The organism is Ochrobactrum sp. P6BSIII, from assembly GCF_014138065.1.
Classification (GTDB): domain Bacteria; phylum Pseudomonadota; class Alphaproteobacteria; order Rhizobiales; family Rhizobiaceae; genus Brucella.
In genome coordinates, this window is sequence record NZ_JACGXB010000005.1 from 111,113 (window position 1) to 130,116 (window position 19,004).

Consider the following 19,004-nt stretch of genomic DNA (forward strand, 5'->3'; position numbering starts at 1 on the left):
ATCTCTTCTGCCGGTGACAATGGTGAGATGTGCGGTCCGAGTTTAATGTGCATCAAGTGAGAAGGCTCTCGGATAGCGAAGGCACGTAGATCCTCTTCAACGGCAGCAAAGCCTGATAACGAGGGTCAAAACTCTGGTAGTGTTCGAAAATCAATCCTACAAGCTGTTCCCCATCTATCAAACGCAGGTTGGGCTTTGAACGATCATACTCTCGCGCATCTTTCGTGAAGCTGCCCAAAGTTACAAATAAGCCATGCTCACCTCTCTCGACATTGCCTAGGAGTTGCGTCACTTCTGGGCGACCAACCGGATTGGTGATCTGCTTGCATTGAACCTTTATCACTGGAGGCTCGAAACCAAGTTCATCCTTGTGCGCAATCACGTCAACGCCACCATCACCAGATTTAGGTGTAACGCGGGCGTGATAACCCATGCATTCCAACAGATGGGCCACGAACTGTTCAAACTGATAGGCGTCGATAGCTGTTTTCAGCTGCCGGATCACGAAGTCCTGTGTCGTTTCTTCAGCCTGCGATGCTACAGCTTTTGATACCGTTACATCGTCGCGTCGCTCTTCCGTGGCGTTGTCGGTGGGATTTGGTAACGGAGAGCCGTCGAGAGCGGCCAAGAACTCGTACCGATAGTTCTTCACGGCAAAGAGCGTGATAAACGAGCCGATTTCGTAGAGCGCGTCCTGCGAGAAGTCTTCACGTGGAAGATGCTTAAGCCATTTCACCGGTAACATATTCGGGTAGGTCGGGTTCTTGATGGGCTGGTATTGATAAGGCCCTGCGACCTCGCCCAAATTGACCATCCGATCAACTTTCGACGGATACACAATGAGATCGCCCGGCTTCACTTCATGAAGGAAGCGGAACAGCACACCGGCTTGTACCGGGATGGAGCCTGGCTTGGCGTCAGGATAGGCAAACTTAATCGCGGCTTTGAAAGCTTCTCGATTGGCTGACAGCTTAGAAAGGTCCCCGAGCTGCGGCCAGCCGATCCCGACGAAGCACTCATCGGTCGGCTTGGAGCCCACGCTGATGTCCATGTGAACACCCCACAGCGAAAAACTTCTCTTTCTCACATCGCTCATGGTTCGACTGCCTTTTCATCTAGTCCGAAGTAGATCGATATCTGACGCTTGACGGCTTCCCGCAAACCGTTGGTATCGCTTGAGCGAAGCTGCTTAATCCCTGCTAAGTTGAACCGGATATCCTTTCCTGCATCACCAATTGAGCTGTTGTGCACCAACAAAAAGTTTTGGTGAGGTAAACCGTGGCCTTGGTTCAATCCCATGAGGTAGCCGATTTCATGATAGACGTTCGGGTTGCCCCGAGTTAAGTCGGCGATGAGATAACCAGAATCCTCGATCAACCGTAGAATCTCATCATTGATAACGTAGGAAAAGCCAGTATCGAATTGATCTATTCTGAGCGGCCGGATGGCAATATCCAGATTGTGTTTTACGTTTAAATCATCAATTGCACTTTTGATCGCCTCAAAGTTAGGTTTGGTATCTTCACTGAACTGCATAGATACGAAGACTTGGCGTTTGCGAGACTGTGCTATCTTGCCAAAAATTTTAATAAGATCAGCCGCGTTAATTGAACGCAATTCATACTGATGCGTTCGTAGCACCCAATTGGCGAACTGTTCGTAGGTCCCCCTGCTTTGATCCGAGGATAGCTGGTAATAGAGGAAGGCGGCGAATAATCCCCGGGCGGTCGAGGCTTGCAGCCGCTTATCGCCGTAGGTGTCGTTGATGCGCTTGATAGCCCCGAAAACGGCGTCCACATCGAGCGTTGTTTTTGGGTCAATCAGCCCGCGTACATCCTGCAAAGATTGTATCAATACGGAACGCGAGCATTCATCCTGACCCTTGTTTTTGCCGAATACGTTCTTCAGGTTGGTAAGGTAGGAAAAATCGAGCAAACTCTTGAGCTGGCGGCATTGCAAATATTCCGGCCCGAAACGGTCATTCAGGTCGTTGTCGGAGAAGTCCTCCGGAACATCGACTATTCCTTTGTAGACCTCCTCCGAAGTGAGGGGCATGGCTTTGGAGTTGATATTGTGAAAGAGCGCCTTTTCGTTGCGGCGGGCGTCCTTTGCGGAGCTGAAGAACACCAGACAAAAGGGTGCCACGTACCGATTGAACTCGACATCCTTTAACTCCTCGAAGGCGCTCAGACGGTGATTGCCGTCAATGCGTTTTAAAAGCTTCTGGCCATCAGGTACGGCGATTTCGTATCGCGTGAGATTACGGGTTGAACTGGCTTTTCGTGGTTTAATGCTCAGTCCCGAGATGTTGGATTTGAAAGGAATGCCTTCTCGCATCATCTGGAACGGGTCAATTGTGGGAGCTCCATCACTGTCGTAGTCAACGTCTAGCTGCACCGACAAAATGATCTCCGGGAAAAACAGGTACTCGCCATCATTGAAGAACTTCTTTATCTCTTCCACATGTCCCGGCTTCAAGTCGCGCTGATAAGCTTCATCGGCATAGGAGCACCGTGCAATGTCACTAAGCGGCGCATAGCCGCGGACGGTCAGGAAGCCGCCGATTGAGGAGGCGAAAGCGCCATTGAACACGGTGTTCATGCCGCATCTCCCAATAAGATCGCTTCTATGTCTGCCTTGGCCCGATCGAGCTCGGCGTTGGCTTCCTCCTCAAGCTGAACTGCTCTGGCGATCCTTGAACGCGCTTCAGCGGCAAGTGTCTTCTGAACATCAAGGGGAGGAACCGGGAGTTCCAAGGTCCGCAGGAAGTCCGCATCAACGCGCTGATGGCCTGATGCGCCAGTGAAAAATCGAACAGCAGCCTTGCGGACGCACTTCATACGCAAGAGCGAGTGCAAGTAGCCCATATCGAGCGAGCCGTCTGGCGATCGGAGGACGTGATACTCTGTCGATCCGTAGCCGAAACCTCTATGCAACCCTTCAGCTACAGCAGACTTCCCATTTTCCATGCATGGGGTAATCTTTGCCCAAAGCAAGTCCCCCTCGCGGAAGGATGTGTATCCGACATTCTCGGAAAGCAACCGCCTTTCGCGCTTTTCAATGATACCGCGCCGGTCGGATATCGCGTCCATCGGAACAAAACTGACGTCGTCCGTGTCTGTGAGACCGCGAAAGACTGTCTTCGGGTTGATCGCGCAAATCGTGCCGAGTTTGACGTTTGGGTAAGTCGCCGAGTGCAAGTTGAAATCGTACTGATGCACTCGGGCGTCAAACCGCCAGCCGCCGAGGTCACTGGCCTTAGTGCGAAACAGGCGCTTGTCGATCGTGTTTTCTGGTTCCAGCGGCAGGGTGATACCAAGCTCTGCAAGTAGGTAATCGTCGATCGACGCCAACAGCGCGTCGGCTTTGGCCAGTCTCTTATTTGATTGCCCGTTGCTGTCAGCAATCTTCGCGGCCAATTGAATCTGGTCGCTCAGCGAGAGCTTCGGCAGGGGCAGAGCTCTCAAGCGATCTCCGGCAAAACCCGACTGGTTGTTCCAATTTGTGGCGAGGTTGTAGAAGACCCGATTGCGTCGATAGATGTTGAGAATGTAGCCATAAACTTTTGGGTCGAACCCGTCGTTCATCTCGATCTGGGTCATATGATTTGAAAGCACGACCCTTCCGCCAAACGAAGCATCCCAAACCGAAGACTTGCCGACAAGCTGCTGCGAGTTCGTGTTGTTGAAAACGATCTCGCCGGCCGAGATTTCCTTTGCCGACGGTGGAACAGCGCTGTCCTCAACAAATGTCACTTTATCGAATTGCCAGCGTCCTTCGGCATCCATGTTGGTGGGACGGAGTTGCACGACACCGGTCATCTCCTCTGCCTGCTGTTCACGGCCAAGGGGGAAACCATTCCCGAAGCCGCCCGCGATAGACGAAAAACGAACGTATTCATGACGTCCATGATCCAACAGTCGCCTTAGGAAAAAAGACGGTTGGAAGGGTAGCGGATCGAATCGATCTTGCAGCATGCCCCAGCTGACCATGAAGAAATGCTCTTCATTCAAGCCGGGGCTCAGGCAAAAGGGCGCGGAACTCCCCCCTCGATATGTTGGATGAACCGGCTTAATTCGACAGCCACAGTTTCCAGTTCATTCGTACTGGTCGGTCGCCCTGTGGCGTCGTAGCCGATGTCTTCGGCGACGGCCATGAAGATCTCGTAGTCGGCGACTTCGGCCTTCACTTTCGCCAAGAACTCGTCATTCAGCGTTTCGCGGAGCGTCGCGATACGCTCATTATAGTCCTCAGAAATAGCAGCCTTCCATTGCTGGAAATCGTCCTTCTCTTCATGCGCCTTTTTGGTCTGATCCGCTTCGCTTTTGAGGCGACGCTTCGCCTCTGGTGTCAAAGTGCCTTGCGCCGCAAGTGCCTCCAGCTTGTCGATGAGTTGCTGGTCGATCTGTTGGATGACGGGGTCACCCTTCTTAAGCTTTGCCGCTTTCTCCTTGATTAGGTTTTCGAGTGCCTTACCGCCGTCTTTCCGTGCGTAGATGACGTCCTGCGCTTTCTCCTTGATGCGCTGGATGGCAATCGTGGTTGCGTCATCGAATTTCTTTAAGAAAAGGACAGAGCTTTTCACGCCCGCGCCGTTGGCCGCAAAAGCAAATTGCGGCAACGAAACGACGCTGACAATACGCCAATGCTCCTCGATCCAGTCTCGGACATATTGCATGCTGGAATTGGTCAGAATGCTGTCCGGAATGACCATCGCAAGGTAGCCCCCCGGCTTGAGAAAGCGATGACACTGCTCAATGAATAGAACTTCGGTCGTCTGCTGATCCCGCGCTTTTTCCAGAAAGGTGCGTCGGATCAGACCCTGCTCACCGACTTTCTTTTGTTTAACGGTGATGTTTTTCAGCTTGGTGTCGATCCAATCAACATCCTTGCAGCCAAGATCATAGTCTTCCAAAAACCGCTTCTCATTAAGTTTGACCTTGGCACCGAATGGCGGATTTGTGATGATGAAATCGAAACGGTTGGGTTTGAAACCCTGGTTTTTGGTTCGCTCTCGCATGTTATCGATAGGCTCTAGGCCATCGAAAGCAATGACATTGGTGTGCCCGTCATCATGAATAATCATGTTCATTTTGGCCGTGCGGGCAATGCCTTCGGAAATTTCGATACCGTAAAGATTATTCTCCGCAAAGTCGTGCCAGTGTTTATGGTGTTGAACCGAAGACTGCTCAAAGTAGCCTTCTTCGGCCATGCGATCAGCTTCACGGCGAACCTTGTCGAGAGCGTGCAGCAAAAAGCCTCCGCTGCCACACGAGGTATCAATGACGACGGAATCATGCGTGATAGGTAACGCGTCAACGATGAATTTAACGATATTGCGCGGCGTGAAATATTGGCCGAACTCTCCCCTGAAGAAGCCTGTCATGAAAGTCTCGAAGGCGCGTCCCTTGCTGTCGAGATCGGTTTTTCCGAGGTTCGTTCCAGCGAGATAGCCGACCACGGTTTGCAGCTCAAAATTGGATAGACGAATGTCTTCTTTGAAGACTTCGGGGTCCTTCTCCCGCCCCTTTTGATAGAGCGCCTGAATGCGTTTTTTAAGGTCATCTCCCTTGTCGTCGGAAAAGACCTGAAAGTCATACGGTGAGCCCGGCCTCCTGTTTGTCCGTTCGTCCCAGATTTTACAGAAGATCAGCTTGTCTAACTCATCGAAAGCTTCAGACGGGTTCCGCTTGCCACCCGCCCAAAGTGCATCGTGAGCCTGCTTGAACTTGCGAGTGAGTTCGTTTTCCTCAACCACTTCAAGTTCAAAGCCACCTTGGCCACCTTTGGTGTATTTCGCACGAGATGCTTCCTTCTGGCCGATCTTCGGAAGATCGGCGATCCGGTTCTCTCTGCGCTCGGCACCGCCGAACCCGGATACCTTGAAATAGTCGTTTCGGATGCCGGACGTCATCCAAAGGAAGTCGGCACTGAGGGAATTTGCGTAACCGAAGCCTTGCTCGACGGCTTGGTCCAACTCGCCTTGGCTTGCTTCCTGACGCTTGCATTCAATGACGATATAAGGCCACTTCTTTGAAGCATCCTTGAAGACAACCATGTCAGTATGGATATTCGGCACGCGGTGAGGCACCGGATACTCAAGGGTGATTTGATCTGCAGGATAGCCATAGTCGAGGATGAGAGAAACGTATGACTCCGCACGCACAATCTCTTCTGGATCGCTAAGGCGATACTTTTTGTTTTGGGCGATGTAGATGACATTTTTGCTCTCTTCATCGAATGCAATCACCCTTTGATCGATACCGCGATTGATTGTATCCGAATTTGCCATCTTCAAGACCCCGTATGCGTACTGATTCGTGTGCTAGATATTATGTAGTAGATAGCACTTTTGCTATTTGCAAAGCCGTTCCGAGTAGAACAAGTCACGTATGATGCAGCGGAGTAACGCTCGCGATCTGCTTGCATTTCTTTAATTGACAAAGAGTTTTGTCGAACAAATAAATGACCTGGGAAATACGTTTTTATGTAAAGAGTGGACAAATCGACTTTTCAAAAATGGTGCCGACTGCTGAGTAACCCAGTTACCCCACATAATGGGAAAGCTCAGCTCAATGAGCGGAAAAAGATCAACCCTAAATCTAAGAGCCTGTTCCAAAAAGGATTGAGCGATTTCAGTCGGTTATGATTCAATCGGTTTGCTTACATTCGATGGAGATCATGATGGCCTGGACTGCAACCGCTCGGCAACAATATGGACGACGCAACGCGCGCTATGCAAGCGATTTAACGGATGCGGAATGGACTGTCATCGAACCGATGATGCCTGCACCGAGCCGTCTTGGGCGGCCTCGCAAGACAGATTTGCGTGAGGTGGTAAATGCGCTGCTTTATATTGCTTCATCAGGTGGTGCATGGCGGCTTTTGCCAACGGACTTCCCACCATTTTCCACGGTTCAAAAATATTTCTATCGATGGCGAGATGAAGGGATGCTGCGCATGATCAACAACGCGCTCGTGATGGCAGCACGCGAGTTGACTGGAAAGCAGCCCAGCCCTACCGCTGGCGTGATCGATAGCCAGTCAGTAAAAAACCACGGAAAGTGGCGGAATACGGGGCTTTGACGCGGGAAAAAAGATCAACGGTCGCAAGCGTCATATTGTGGTCGATACACTCGGCTTGATGGTTGGTCTGGTGATCCATTCTGCAGGCATTCAGGACCGAGATGGTGCACCTGATGTCTTGAAAACCATCCTCAAACGCTGGCCGTGGTTACGGCATATCTTTGCTGATGGTGGATACGCAGGACCCAAGCTCAAAGGCAGGCTGGAAAAGGTCGGAAAGTTTACGCTGGAAATCGTCAAACGATCCGATCACGCTGCGGGCTTCAAACTCTTACCACGCCGATGGGTGGTCGAGAGGACCTTTGCATGGTTGGGACGTTGCCGCAGACTGGCTAAAGATTTCGAGAAAACCATCGTGTCTGCTGAAGCATGGGTCTACATCGCAAACATCCGCCTGCTTACCCGGCGCGTCGCAAGAGCCTGATATCGTTACGTTCATTATGATTCAGGCTCTAAGTAAACAAGCACCCGCAGGGGAAGGAAATCGCAATGCTCCCCAAGGCTGATTACGATAAGCTAATCGAAGCTTTCGAGGATCGCGAAGACATTGCCGCCGCTCGCACTTTCCGCGAAAAACTGGCCGCTGGCGAAGAAGAATTGATCCTGGCGGAATTCGTCAATCGCATGATCGACGGTGAGAACAAATTAAGGTGTGGCGTGATTATCGCGGCATGAGCGCGAAGGCGCTCGCCGATGCTGCGGGCATAAGCGCGCCTTATCTCTCGCAGATTGAAAGTGGTGCGCGCGAAGGATCGCTCGACGCATTGAAGAAGATCGCGGAAGCGCTCAAGGTTAAGATTGACAAGCTTGTTTGATCGCTTAGCGAAAGACAACAAATTAACGATAGCGAAATACGTTGGCGACAACCCATCACGCAAACACGTCTCAAAGGAAATTCCGCATGTCGACAATTAGGTACATGACAGGCCCGCAGGTGTTGGCCCGGTATGGCGTCACACCGAATACGCTTTGCCGCTGGCAACGCGATACTTCGCTCGGCTTTCCGAAGCCGCTGAAAATCAATCGCCGTAATTATTGGGCACCCGAAGACCTCGACGCTTTTGACGAACAGAAACGCTCGCCTTCAAAATAACCCATAAAGGGATGCCGGACACTGCCATGTCCGGCTGTCCGCCTAATGTCCGGCAAATGTCCGCCTGACAGGTTATTTCTTACCGGTTAGAGATTTTTTATATCCGCTGTATCTGGATGCCTTGCATAAAGATCGACAATAGCTATTTTGCAGCATATGAACACGGCGCAAAAATCACCCTCTCTTAACGATTACGTTGGCGTAGGTTCCTACACCGCCTCCGAGGCTGCGCGTCTGTTGCATACGCCTGCGCGGAACATCAATCGTTGGTTACGTGGTTATTCCTATCGTCATCACACTAAAGAGGCTCGCTTTATGCAGCCACTTTGGACACCGCAGCACAAATCCGATGACGACAATCTAGAATTAGGTTTTCGCGATTTGATCGAGCTTCGCTTCGTTAAAGCGTTTGTCGACGCGGGAGTGGGTCTCCTCGCCATTAGGAATTGCCTTGATTACGCCCGTGAATGTGTTCGCGATGAACATCCTTTCTCTACGCGCCGCTTTCAAACCGATGGCCGTACGATATTTCTCGAAAGCATCGAACGAGCAGAAGAAAGCAAGCTTCTCGATCTGAAAGAGCGCCAGTACGTTTTCAAACAAGTGATCGAGCGCACGTTTAAAGACCTCGATATTGAAGACGATACCGTAGCACGCTGGCGTCCTTTTCATGGAAAAAAGACCATCATCATTGATCCGTCGCGCGCTTTCGGGCAGCCGATCGCTTCGGAATTTGGTGTTCCTACGACGGCTCTTGCTGACGCGGTGGAAGCCGAAGGTTCCGTCGAATACGTTGCCAAGCTTTATGAAGTGAGCGTCAACGTGGTGCGGGATGCCGTCCAATTTGAAGCCGAACTCAAGGCGAACAAGAAGGCGGCATGAAGGTTCTGGTTGACGAAAACCTTCCGCCTGCCCTCGCTCGCGCGTTAAACGCGCTCTTCGCTGGAAAGCATGAAATCATTCATACACGGGATCGATATGGTCCCGGTGTGAAGGACCTTCAATGGATACGCGATCTTAGTACCGAAGGGCGTTGGATCATTATTTCTGGTGACCGCCGGATCACTCGGAACAAAGCAGAATACAATGCATTTCGCGCTTCAAATTTAGTCGGATTTTTTCTTTCAAAAGGTCTTTACAAGTCATCGACCGTAAAGCAGATGGAACGGTTACTTGCTTTGTGGGAAAACATCGAAAAGCAGTCCGACATTGTTCAAGGGGGAGCAATGTTTGAATTGCCAATGACTTCCCCCCGAATAAAACAGCTTTAAGAAACCATCACCGAAACACGGGAACGCCTTGCCGATCCAGTTTGATCGAGATTGTCGATAGTGCTCGATCCCGCTGTCTATATGCCGTTGCACGGCTCCAATTTTTCCGCGACACTTCATCGGCAAACCGAAGGCGAGTTATCTTGCAGCGTAGCCATAGTTGCAGGACTCGGGCTTGACCATCCTGATCAGGCAAATGATCAATGGGCCATTGGATTGCCTTCTCAAAGAAGCTGACTTCCTGCGGACTGTAACGACGACGTTTTTTGACCGGTTCGTTTGCTTCCACAGAACGCCAGCCCGCGCCAAGGCGATCCGCAAGTGTCATTGCCAGTTCGGGCATTGAGTTACGAATACGGGCAGGCCCTTCGGGGCCGCCCGTAATCATGCAAAATCGTACGGCTTCGATTAGAGCCTTGCCGACGAGGTCAGGCGTCCACGTCTCGCATTGCTCCGGCACCTACATACCTCCATCGGAATAAGCGCCGTTCGAAGCCGCTTGTAGTTTCGCCGAAATAGCGTTGCCAACCGCCGCACCAATTTCAGCCGGGGAGGCGTTCGTCTGCGCATGGACAGTCACATGCACGACAGGCGCGGGCTGCGGGTTGGTGACGCGAACGTCTTGTGTTCCGTTCGGAACCGTTTGGACGGGAGCCGCGATCGATACGGGAGGCGTGCCGACGATGTTGACGTTTTCCGGCCCGGTGCTCGGTGCTGGCCGATACTTGCCGACGTCGATCGCCATCGCCTCTTTGAACGAAGGCCCGTTCGGCTCTCCTTTCCAGAAGGTCGGATCGAACAGCGCCGCAATGCCTCGACTATGCGTCGCGTTGTAATCGGCGGCCTTTTTCTTTTGCTCGTCGGTTTGTACCCGGTCGTTCAAAGCATTAAGCCCCGACTGGATAGCGTATTCGCCTGCCTGTTCGGCAATGTAAGCAAAGATACCGCCGCGTGCCGCGCCTTTAAGATTACGCCACACTCCGCCGCCGCTAGACCCGCCGGGAGTCGGGCTATTTCCGGCCCCCGGCCCTCGCGGAATAGGTGTCGTTGGCGAGGGCATCTTGCCAATATCTAGAAGCCACCGCATCGGGTCGGCAATTGCGAGCAACCCGGCCCCGATCATTACCCAATCGACGGTCGAGAGCTTCATCAGGTTATCGGCAAACTCGCCGATGCTGTTTGCACCCTTGACCGCGTCAATGAGGGTTGCAACGGCATAAGAAACCGTTGTGATCGTGCCAAATGGAGAGCGAACGAGTTTCGCAATTCCGCCGCCCAAGCTAAGCATTGCCGCCCCGGTTGCTCCAATTGCCAACGCGCTGCCAACGGTCATAGTGCCTGACATTTTGTCAAAAGCGCCACCGAGGTTTTGCATTACCCCGGATATATCACCCGCACCAATGTCGTTGACGAACGCGCGGACGTCGGAACCGATCTTCCGGAAGTTGTTCGACATTTTCGCAAGCTCGACCATTCGTTGGTCGACCTGCGAGCCATCGCCCTCGAGTGCCTTGCCGAATAGAATGTCGCCGAGATCGTTGATCAGTTCCCGAACGCCGCCGGTTCCGCCATAGCCAAACCCGCTCATGAGGCCCGAAAGCGACATTTGGATTTTGTCTATGACGCCGACACGCTTATCGAGCGTGTCGACCACGTCACCAACGCCGAGGGAGAATTCCTTCAAGGTCGGCAACCAGCCATCGCCGTACTTAATCCCACGAGCGCTAAGCTTGTTCATGAGAACGTCAACGACGTTTTGGGCGGTGTCGGCGCGGATTATGTATTCCTGAAACGCGGAACCGGCGTAATTGGCTTCGGTCCCGACAAGCCCCAATTGGCGGCGAAGCTCTTTCGTGTCATTAACGATCGGCATCAGACCGCGCGCTTCTTCGCCGAATAGAACAAACGCGGTCGTGGCGCGCTCCCACGCCGGAAGTTTCCCGATCGCGTCGAGCACCTTAAGCGTGGTTTGCACCGCGTTCTTTTGCATGTCCTTGGCCGCAGCCTTTGGAGCAATACCAATCCGCGCCCATGCGGCACGGGCGGCCTTGGCGGTGTTATCGCCCTTTGTCAGCGCCTTACCCATATTGCGGAACGACGTAATCGCAACGTCCGTTTGGGCACCCATGGCGACCATTGCGCCGCCGAAAGCAAGCGTTTCATTTTTTGCGAAGCCGAACATCTTGCCGTTGGCTGCTACGCCTTTCGCAAAATCGACCAGATCGGGGGCTTTGGCCGCCGAGTTGTTGCTCAAATGGTTGATCGCGTCGGCGTAAAGGCCGACACCGTCGACGGTTAAGTCAAGCTGCGACTTGATTTTCGCGAGGGCGTCGGAAGTGTCGCTCTCGCTTGTGTCCCACGCGACGGCGACCTTTGCCACCTGTTCGGTGAACTTTCTAAGCTCCTGATATGGAATGTTCGATTGACCTGCGGCGGCCACGATCTCGGATAGGCCCTTGACGCTCGTGGGAATGACCTTCGACATTTCCACGATTTCATTGCGCAGCACGGCGATTTGCGCCGGGGTGCCGTCGACGACCTTCCGGACGTCGGCGAAGGCTTCCTCGAACTTGATCGCGGAACCGAGGGTTCCGCCGATCCCCTCTCGCAAGCCGACATAACCGGCACCAATAGCGACAAGGTTTCGAACGGCACTCCCTGCTGAGAACCCACCCGGCCCCGCCAAGAGGGCAGAGGTTGTACGGTTAGCGCGCGAATGAAGGCGATCAAGACTTGCGCCAATGCCTCGCGCCGGGCCGGAAATCTTGTCGACAAGCGACACTATTAGTTTTGAGTTCAGCGTCGCCATGTGACGTCCCCGAATATTGTCGATATGCAGACAAAAACACGGAGGAAAGAACAACAAAACTAGCGCCGTAAGCCTTTGTTGTCCGGAATTCGTGAGCTATTGCATTGTCACAGCCAAGAGGGCGGCGGCGCTCGCAGTGATCATGTCGGCTTCAGAAAACGCCGGGGTGTCAGTTATTTTCTCTTTTGCAGCGGGCTTTTTCGCCATTTTTTGAACCCCGTAAGAACAAAGCAAACACCAAAACGAGAAAATCTAAAAACGCTCAAAGTCGGCAGTAGAGCGCTCCCGCATGGGCAAAAAACCGCTAAAAAGGTACCTAAAGGGGGTGGGGTGGGGTCGACAGGGTATCGGGCACATGGCGTGCCGACACCCTACCCCTTCGGCCTATTCGGTGCCCGCATTGCGACCTGCATGCAGACGTGCAGCCAAGGACGTGAGGCGTCCGCCTGTGTTCTTGGGCTGGCTCACTCCTTCAGCACCATCCAGACCGGGTTTCTCGGCTGCGAGCTTAACCGCCAATGTCGTCAATCGTCCGGTGCGGGTTGCCTGCACACTACCGGCGGCGTGACCGCACACTGACGTGATGACGTCAGCCGTCGACATAGCCGGCTGCTTGGCAACCAGATCAATCCCGTTGCTCATACGGGCGGGATTACCCGCGATGCCTTTGGCGGAAACAACTGTTTGGATTTTAGTAAGCGTTGCGCTCTCACCTAATCGGAAGCCGATTGCATGGGCCGATGCCACGGCGCTGTCATGCTGTGCTTGGGAGATCGACGCGACCGGCGTCGGGTTATAATTGTTGTCCATTGCGGACCCCCTTGATTTGAAGTTAACGCGCGGTGTTGCGCGGGTTAGGTCGGCAAGGACCGTTTCAAACGTCCCGACGCGATCAGCGAGGCCAGCTTTGACGGCTTCCTTCCCTATCAGTGTGCGGGCTTCTGTTGCGCGGGCGGCGTCGATCGAGAGACGCGCGCCGCGTCCTTTCGAAACCGTCTGCAAAAAGCTCTCGTAAAAGGCGTTGACTTCGGCTTGCAGGTCCGCCCGAACATCTTCTGAAAGGGGTTCGAACGGGTTGCCGTCGACCTTGTGAGCGCCCGCGTGAATGAGCGAAGGCTTGATGCCCTCGCGGTCAAGCTGGCGGCTGAAATCTGCATGCAAAAGGACCACACCGATACTTCCGGAAACGCCGGTTTCGGTGGTTACGATCTCACTCGCCCCCGATGCGATTGCGTACCCTGCGGAAGCAGCCATGCCGTTGACGACGCCGATCACGCGCTTTTTCGATGCAAGCTGCCTGACACGCTCGGCAGTTTCAAAAGTGCCCACGGCTTCGCCTCCGGGCGTATGCATGTCGAGGATAACCGAATGGACGGCGCTATCGTTTTCGGCGGCGTTGAGTTGGTGGCGGATGCCTTCGTAAGAAGTAAGGCCGGAACTCGCTCCAACCCATGCACCGCGATTAACCAGCGACCCCGTGATCGTGATAATCGCTACGCCGTTGGAAACCTTGTAAGGGCGTTCCTTCGCTCGCCCGTTCTCGTCAATGACGAAATTCGACCCTTCGAAACGACTGGCCTCCGGAGAGTTAACGCCGATGCGGCCCGCCAGAACGGAAAGAACGACTTGCGCCTTGTCACGCGTGATCAGTAGCGGACGGTTTAGAACCCGATCCGCCACATGAATTAATGTAGACATGGAGCCTCCTAATCCCTGCCAATATCCGGGGAGGCTTCGCCAGCGTTGATCGCCTCGGCTCTGGCGATTAGGCGGCACCCGATAACCTTAGCTGTCTGCTTGGCTGATTTTGGTGCAGGAACCTTTCCATAGGTCGCCCAATTCGGGACGCGACCGTCCTCGACGAATAGACGCGGAAGTACATGCAAATAGCCGCGTCGCCCGCTAAATGGGCCTTGGAAAAAGGCATCGTGGAGGTCGCTGGCTAGTGCCTCGACTGCGATGCAGAGTGCCAGATCACGGCCTGATATGTCGGTATGCAATCTACCGCTGCCGGGATGCCCGTAAACACCTTTGGCAAGAGCAAATCCTTCGGGGAACAGCGCTTCGATAGCCTTTACCGCTTCCGCAATATTGGCGGAAGCCCTATCGATAGTGCTCGCGTGTGGTTCAAGTGCTCCGGCTATCAATTTCAACTTTTCACCGGCATTGGAACGAGCTTCGTGATCCTCCGCCTGCACCAAGCGCTTTCCAGCCTCGATAAGCTCCGCATCAACATCGCGGGCAGCATCCTCAAGCAGAGCGAGGTCGTCAGCGTTGTTGCGAACCCGATCGGACAAGTCCTTAATGTCCGCTGTTGGATCAGCCGCGAGAGCCGCAACACGATCTCTCTTTGCCGAAGCGAGCGCACTTTCGGTACATTCGATACGTTCCGCCAGTGCCTCGGATCGCTGTTCGAGAGCGGAGATTTCGGCACGAATGGAGGTCGAGCTTTTTAGGGCAGAAGATTTACGCATGACGACGCTCCGGACGATCGAGGTCGCCTTCTGAAAAAACTCCCGAAATGTCTTGGCCCTGCGAGCGCAGGTGGCGCGCTGCGGCGTCGAGGACAAATTCGGTCGTTGTGACGCCACGACGCCCGGCAGCATCAAATATGGCATTGCGAGGCGAACGTGTGACGCTGGATGCGCCAAGCGTAATTGCTGCTTTATCTGTGGTTTTGATCGTGATCATATGGCGATCTCCTTTCCTACGAAGTGATCAGACCATAAAAAAAGGCGCGGGGGCATTACGCCCCTGCGCCTCTATTCTCCGTTGCTGTCCCCATTAAATCGGCAAGCCGACCAAGTCGAAATACCGAGCCACGCGAGGGTGATCACGGCGATCCTCGCGCAGTAGGCCGATTGCGACCGCATCTCCGTGCAGCGCCATTGAAAGCGCTACGCGATGAATTTCGATAGGAGCGGATGGGCATGATTGCCGGAAAATCTGGTAGTTTCGGACCAGTCGAATTATCGTCTTTCGATCGAGCCGCGACAGGTAAACGGCTTCCTTTACGGACACACCTTCACCACGTTTAAAAAGAATTGGCTGCAAATCCAGCGTGGGGAAAAGCTCGGCCTGATCATTTTTATCACTCATGACGCCGCCCCCTTTTCAAGAAGTTGTGCCAACCGTCCAAATGCAAGAATACGGAAATCATCGCGGGGGCGGGTTTCCGACCCGCCCGCCGTTGGACCGGTTGAGAAGTCGATGACAGGCAATTTGGTCTTGCACGCCGCTGGCGTTTGCCCTGTGGCCGAGTTCGGGATTTTCGCGTCCCCCCTATATACTATTATTGAGGGGACGCCGTTTTCCCGCACGATCTCAACGATTGCTTTGCCGTTGGCGATCCAGTTCTTAACTGTCTTTGGAGCCACCCCGTTTGCCTTAGCAAATTCCGCAATGGCGAGGCTTTTTGCCTGCTCTTCTTCCCTGCGCTGGTCAATGTTGCGCGGGCGAGCGCGTCTCTTACGTGCCGCCCTGCGCCGTAAATCATCTACCTTACGAAAGGCGGCGAATTCTTCATCGCTCAAATCGCAAGCGCCGATCATAGACAATCCTAGCATCTGGCGTTTTTCGAGGCTTACATGAAGAAGGCGCGCCACGTCCTGATTACTCATCCGACATGGACATGCGATGATTTCTTCTATTTCGGCGGTCGACAGGCAAGGCAATGCGTTTGAGATATAGCGCGCCGTAAGAGTCGTGTTTCCGGCTTGCTCCCACAACAAACCGGACGCCAATGCCTTCGCAAAAGGGATCGCCCGTTGGCGAGAAATATCGCGGCCTCCGGTGTCATAATCCAGGACTGTCATGATGTCGGCAACACGAGCGCTTGCAAGCAGTCGCTCGCGATAATTGTCTTTGGCAACCAGAACTGCACCTAATGCAGTTTCGGCGGCGCATTCCGCTTCGATCAGCTCCTGTTTGGCTTTTCGTATGGTGTTAGATCGCATGCGCATCATCCGTAAGCCTGATGCGTACGACGCAGGCCTCTATTGCGTTTTTGAGATCGACTATTTCCCTACTGGCCGCTTCCTTATCGACACCTAATAAGGCGAGTTCTGTCACCCTCTTACGCAACCAACCCGTTACGCCGGGAGATCGACCGGAAATAATCGCACGGGCTGCCCGTTCGATCTCGCGGGTGTTTCGGGTTGCCGGAAACGGAATTGGCCCGCCTGATGGCGGGCTAATTTCATAATATTTGATCCAAGGATCGCGAAGTTCATCAGGATTGAAATTGCGGACAGCATTCATCTCAACTCCCTCCAAACAAGATTGCCGACTAAAACGATCGCAGCCGCATAGAAAAATGTGTCTGCGCTCATTGGACCGCCCCGCATCGCGAACAGCGAAGCTTCTTATGGCAACGCGAGGTGAGCATGACGATACTCCCCCGGCGGCCACATCCGCAGTCGATCACTCGCGTGATCTTGTGTGCTGCCGCTGCAATTTCCTTGCGCATATCGGCTTTTGATTGGCGCTTGACTGGTGTGGACGAAGGGAACGCAAAGCCGTCTAATGCATCGCTGCCTTGGCGCACGGCGCGCTCTCGCGCCGTCGCCGATTGCCAAATGAGCCGGTCCATTATGCCTCCTGCACTTGCGTTGGCTTCCAGTTTGCAACGCTGTCCTGTGCAGCTAATCCACAAGCGGTTTCGAGTAGTGCGGATATCGCCGGGCGACCAAAGTTCGCCCGCTCGATCGCCTGACGGCAAGCTTCGACGTCGCCAAGGTCCGTGTTGTACTCGATCAGAACGTCGGCCATTTGGCGCGATACTATCGCGCGGAGGCTGTCGCGGGTTTGCTGCGAAGAGGCAGAGATAATGATCATGCGACATCTCCTACTGAAAATTGACCTCCGATATTGGCGCGAAGGCCAAGGCTTGCAGCAAGGGGTGCGACTGGCACGACTATTTTCCCGCCCACCTTAAGTGTCTGAAAGTCACCGCGTCTCGCGGCGTCGTAGGCAGAGCATCGGCCAAGACCGAAAAAGAGCCTTCCAGCATCTACGACTGAGATTGTTGGTTTTGTCAGTGCTTCCTCAAGTGTCATATTCCGTCTCCGTTACGTGCATATCGTGCGCACGAAACAGACTTACGAGTATTTTAACTTGACTGCAACTATTTTGTGCGCACTTTATGCACGAAATAGGAGAACATGATGGCTCGTCCTAAATTGGGTGACAGTGAAACCGAGCGACTTCACATTAAGATCACTAAAGCTGAATTGGATGCGATCGATGATTGGCGATATGAAAACCGCATTCCTTCACGTTCGGAAGCAGTACGACGCCTTGTTCAAGGCGGACTTGCGTTAGAAGCGGCAGCACCGGATATAGTCAAGGAACTTGAGCGGTTGCTGACACCCGAAAATAGTTTTGAACCCAGTCCGGAAATGCGCGCGCTCTACGATGTACTTGGCCCACTTATCATTGGACGCCTCGGTATCCGAACCATGTCTGACATGCAAATTGAGGTCGATCAGTCGCCTGTGCTTCGTGCGCTCTGGGATGCAGCAGAAAGCGAGGAAGAAAAATGAAGGGTCATATTCGTGAACGCTCCCCCGGCAAATGGGCCATTGTCCTTGACGTTCCTGATCCTGAGACAGGCAAGCGCCGTCGGAAGTGGCACACGTTCCACGGCACAAAAAGGCAGGCCCAGGTCGAATGCGCCCGGCTGGTTTCCGAACTTAATGGCGGCGTCTACATCGAGCCGGACAAAACCACGGTTTCGGATTTTTTGAAGCGGTGGCTTATTCACGTCAAGCCGAGCGTATCCAACAAGACCCATGAGCGCTATACCGAACTCTGCGAACTGAACATCAAGCCGCTGCTTGGTGATGTCATTTTGAATAAGCTCAAAACTGAGCGCATCGACAACGCACTATCAACGGCGCTCGTTTCGGGCCGCGTTGACGGCAAAGGCGGGCTGTCACCAACGACCGTCCGTCATATTCGCCGTGTGCTTGTCATGGCGCTTGGTCAGGCCGTTACATGGGAGTTGCTGCTGAGAAACCCGGCCACGACTTCGAAGGCACCGAAGCAAGTTCGGAAGCCGATGGGCGCTTATGACGCAAACCAGACAGCGACACTGTTGAAGGCGGTCGAAGGTAAACGGCTTCACATGCCGGTGGTACTTGCAGTGATGTGCGGAATGAGGCGCGGCGAGATTGCAGCCCTGCGCTGGAGGCATGTCGATTTCGAAGGATCGCGGATATTCGTGATCGAGAGCGCGGAACAGACAAACAAAGAAACTCGTTACAAGGAGCCCAAATCCGGGAAGGGACGCGTTGTCGATCTCCCGGCATCTGTGACCAAGGCCTTGCAGACGCATCGGGCCATACAGGCGGAAAACCTTTTGCTGCTCGGAATACGGCTGAACGACGACAACTTTATCGTTGCGGACCATGAAGGGAAACCGCTTCAGCCAAGATCGCTAACCGACGCATGGCAGGACTTGATCAAAAGCAATCCAGAACTGCCCCGCATCCGGTTTCATGATCTGCGGCACACCCACGCTACGCAGTTGCTTGCCGCTGGAGTTCATCCGAAGATTGCTAGTGAACGACTTGGCCACTCGACTATCGGCATCACGCTTGACCTGTATTCGCATGTCATGCCGGGGATGCAGGCCAATGCCGCCGCCCAGATTGACGCGATGATCACTCGTGCTGTAGGAAAGAAGAAAAAGTAAATGGTAGCAAATGGGTAGCAAACCGCTTACTTACGCTGCCACCTACTT

Annotated in this window: 19 protein-coding genes and 1 pseudogene; 7 read left to right on the top strand and 13 right to left on the bottom strand. The window is 53.6% G+C overall.

The window, feature by feature from the left end; all coding sequences use genetic code 11:
* Positions 1-52: 52 nt before the first annotated feature.
* Genes FHW00_RS08665 through FHW00_RS08680 form a run of 4 tightly spaced genes read right to left on the bottom strand, consistent with a single transcriptional unit; the run spans position 53 to position 6,292 of the window.
* The gene (locus tag FHW00_RS08665; protein ID WP_078338324.1) at positions 53-1,096 is read right to left on the bottom strand and encodes a restriction endonuclease; all 1,044 of its coding nucleotides are present in this window, start codon (positions 1,094-1,096) and stop codon (positions 53-55) included.
* Positions 1,093-2,601, bottom strand: a complete 1,509-nt coding sequence (locus FHW00_RS08670) for a hypothetical protein (protein WP_078338323.1) — start codon at positions 2,599-2,601, stop codon at positions 1,093-1,095. The genes FHW00_RS08665 and FHW00_RS08670 overlap by 4 nt, the downstream gene beginning before the upstream one ends.
* The gene (locus FHW00_RS08675) at positions 2,598-4,013 is read right to left on the bottom strand and encodes a restriction endonuclease subunit S (RefSeq protein WP_139364366.1); all 1,416 of its coding nucleotides are present in this window, start codon (positions 4,011-4,013) and stop codon (positions 2,598-2,600) included. Before FHW00_RS08675 ends, FHW00_RS08670 begins: the two co-directional genes overlap by 4 nt.
* An 8-nt stretch (positions 4,014-4,021) precedes the next feature.
* On the bottom strand, positions 4,022-6,292 hold the full coding sequence (locus FHW00_RS08680; protein WP_078338321.1) for a restriction endonuclease subunit M: 2,271 nt from the start codon (positions 6,290-6,292) through the stop codon (positions 4,022-4,024).
* Positions 6,293-6,684: 392 nt separating this feature from the next.
* Here FHW00_RS08680 and FHW00_RS08685 point away from each other — a divergent pair.
* The 5 genes and pseudogenes from FHW00_RS08685 (at position 6,685) to FHW00_RS08705 (ending at position 9,450) form a co-directional block, all read left to right on the top strand.
* Positions 6,685-7,510, top strand: a protein-coding gene (locus FHW00_RS08685) for an IS5 family transposase (protein ID WP_445557912.1) whose coding sequence is annotated in 2 segments (ribosomal slippage) — positions 6,685-7,050 and positions 7,052-7,510 — 825 coding nt in all. Because the reading frame shifts where the segments join, the coding sequence is not laid out codon by codon here.
* A 65-nt stretch (positions 7,511-7,575) separates the two neighbouring features.
* Positions 7,576-7,901: pseudogene (locus FHW00_RS08690) on the top strand (helix-turn-helix domain-containing protein).
* An 86-nt stretch (positions 7,902-7,987) separates the two neighbouring features.
* Complete coding sequence (locus FHW00_RS08695) at positions 7,988-8,179, top strand: DNA-binding protein (protein WP_139364365.1); 192 nt, start codon at positions 7,988-7,990, stop codon at positions 8,177-8,179.
* 156 nt (positions 8,180-8,335) lie between these two features.
* Entirely contained in the window at positions 8,336-9,061 is a 726-nt protein-coding gene (locus FHW00_RS08700) for a hypothetical protein (RefSeq protein WP_176168308.1), read from the top strand.
* Positions 9,058-9,450 (top strand): DUF5615 family PIN-like protein, encoded by a 393-nt coding sequence (locus FHW00_RS08705; protein ID WP_078338320.1) that lies wholly within the window; start codon positions 9,058-9,060, stop codon positions 9,448-9,450. Before FHW00_RS08700 ends, FHW00_RS08705 begins: the two co-directional genes overlap by 4 nt.
* A 7-nt stretch (positions 9,451-9,457) precedes the next feature.
* Here FHW00_RS08705 and FHW00_RS08710 read toward each other — a convergent pair whose 3' ends face one another.
* The 9 genes from FHW00_RS08710 to FHW00_RS08750 all read right to left on the bottom strand — a co-directional run bounded on the left by FHW00_RS08710 (position 9,458) and on the right by FHW00_RS08750 (position 17,095).
* On the bottom strand, positions 9,458-9,838 hold the full coding sequence (locus FHW00_RS08710; protein ID WP_139364364.1) for a hypothetical protein: 381 nt from the start codon (positions 9,836-9,838) through the stop codon (positions 9,458-9,460).
* Positions 9,839-9,910: 72 nt separating this feature from the next.
* Complete coding sequence (locus tag FHW00_RS08715) at positions 9,911-12,259, bottom strand: phage tail tape measure protein (RefSeq protein WP_182514642.1); 2,349 nt, start codon at positions 12,257-12,259, stop codon at positions 9,911-9,913.
* A 384-nt stretch (positions 12,260-12,643) separates the two neighbouring features.
* Positions 12,644-13,957 (bottom strand): S49 family peptidase, encoded by a 1,314-nt coding sequence (locus FHW00_RS08720; RefSeq protein WP_078338316.1) that lies wholly within the window; start codon positions 13,955-13,957, stop codon positions 12,644-12,646.
* Positions 13,958-13,965: 8 nt separating this feature from the next.
* Positions 13,966-14,733: a hypothetical protein gene (locus FHW00_RS08725; RefSeq protein WP_078338315.1), complete on the bottom strand. Its 768-nt coding sequence runs from the start codon at positions 14,731-14,733 to the stop codon at positions 13,966-13,968.
* Positions 14,726-14,950, bottom strand: coding sequence for a hypothetical protein (locus FHW00_RS08730; protein ID WP_078338314.1), 225 nt, complete (start codon positions 14,948-14,950; stop codon positions 14,726-14,728). The genes FHW00_RS08725 and FHW00_RS08730 overlap by 8 nt, the downstream gene beginning before the upstream one ends.
* Before the next feature lie 93 nt (positions 14,951-15,043).
* Entirely contained in the window at positions 15,044-15,358 is a 315-nt protein-coding gene (locus FHW00_RS08735; RefSeq protein WP_182514643.1) for a hypothetical protein, read from the bottom strand.
* The gene (locus tag FHW00_RS08740; RefSeq protein WP_078338312.1) at positions 15,355-16,215 is read right to left on the bottom strand and encodes a hypothetical protein; all 861 of its coding nucleotides are present in this window, start codon (positions 16,213-16,215) and stop codon (positions 15,355-15,357) included. The genes FHW00_RS08735 and FHW00_RS08740 overlap by 4 nt, the downstream gene beginning before the upstream one ends.
* Positions 16,205-16,519, bottom strand: coding sequence for a DUF6074 family protein (locus tag FHW00_RS08745; protein ID WP_078338311.1), 315 nt, complete (start codon positions 16,517-16,519; stop codon positions 16,205-16,207). The genes FHW00_RS08740 and FHW00_RS08745 overlap by 11 nt, the downstream gene beginning before the upstream one ends.
* Before the next feature lie 330 nt (positions 16,520-16,849).
* Positions 16,850-17,095: a hypothetical protein gene (locus FHW00_RS08750; protein ID WP_078338310.1), complete on the bottom strand. Its 246-nt coding sequence runs from the start codon at positions 17,093-17,095 to the stop codon at positions 16,850-16,852.
* Positions 17,096-17,421: 326 nt separating this feature from the next.
* Here FHW00_RS08750 and FHW00_RS08755 point away from each other — a divergent pair, with 326 nt between their 5' ends.
* A complete protein-coding gene (locus FHW00_RS08755) occupies positions 17,422-17,802 on the top strand; it encodes a hypothetical protein (RefSeq protein ID WP_139364362.1) in 381 nt (126 codons plus the stop codon).
* Positions 17,799-18,956, top strand: coding sequence for a site-specific integrase (locus FHW00_RS08760; protein ID WP_078338307.1), 1,158 nt, complete (start codon positions 17,799-17,801; stop codon positions 18,954-18,956). The genes FHW00_RS08755 and FHW00_RS08760 overlap by 4 nt, the downstream gene beginning before the upstream one ends.
* Positions 18,957-19,004: the final 48 nt, after the last annotated feature.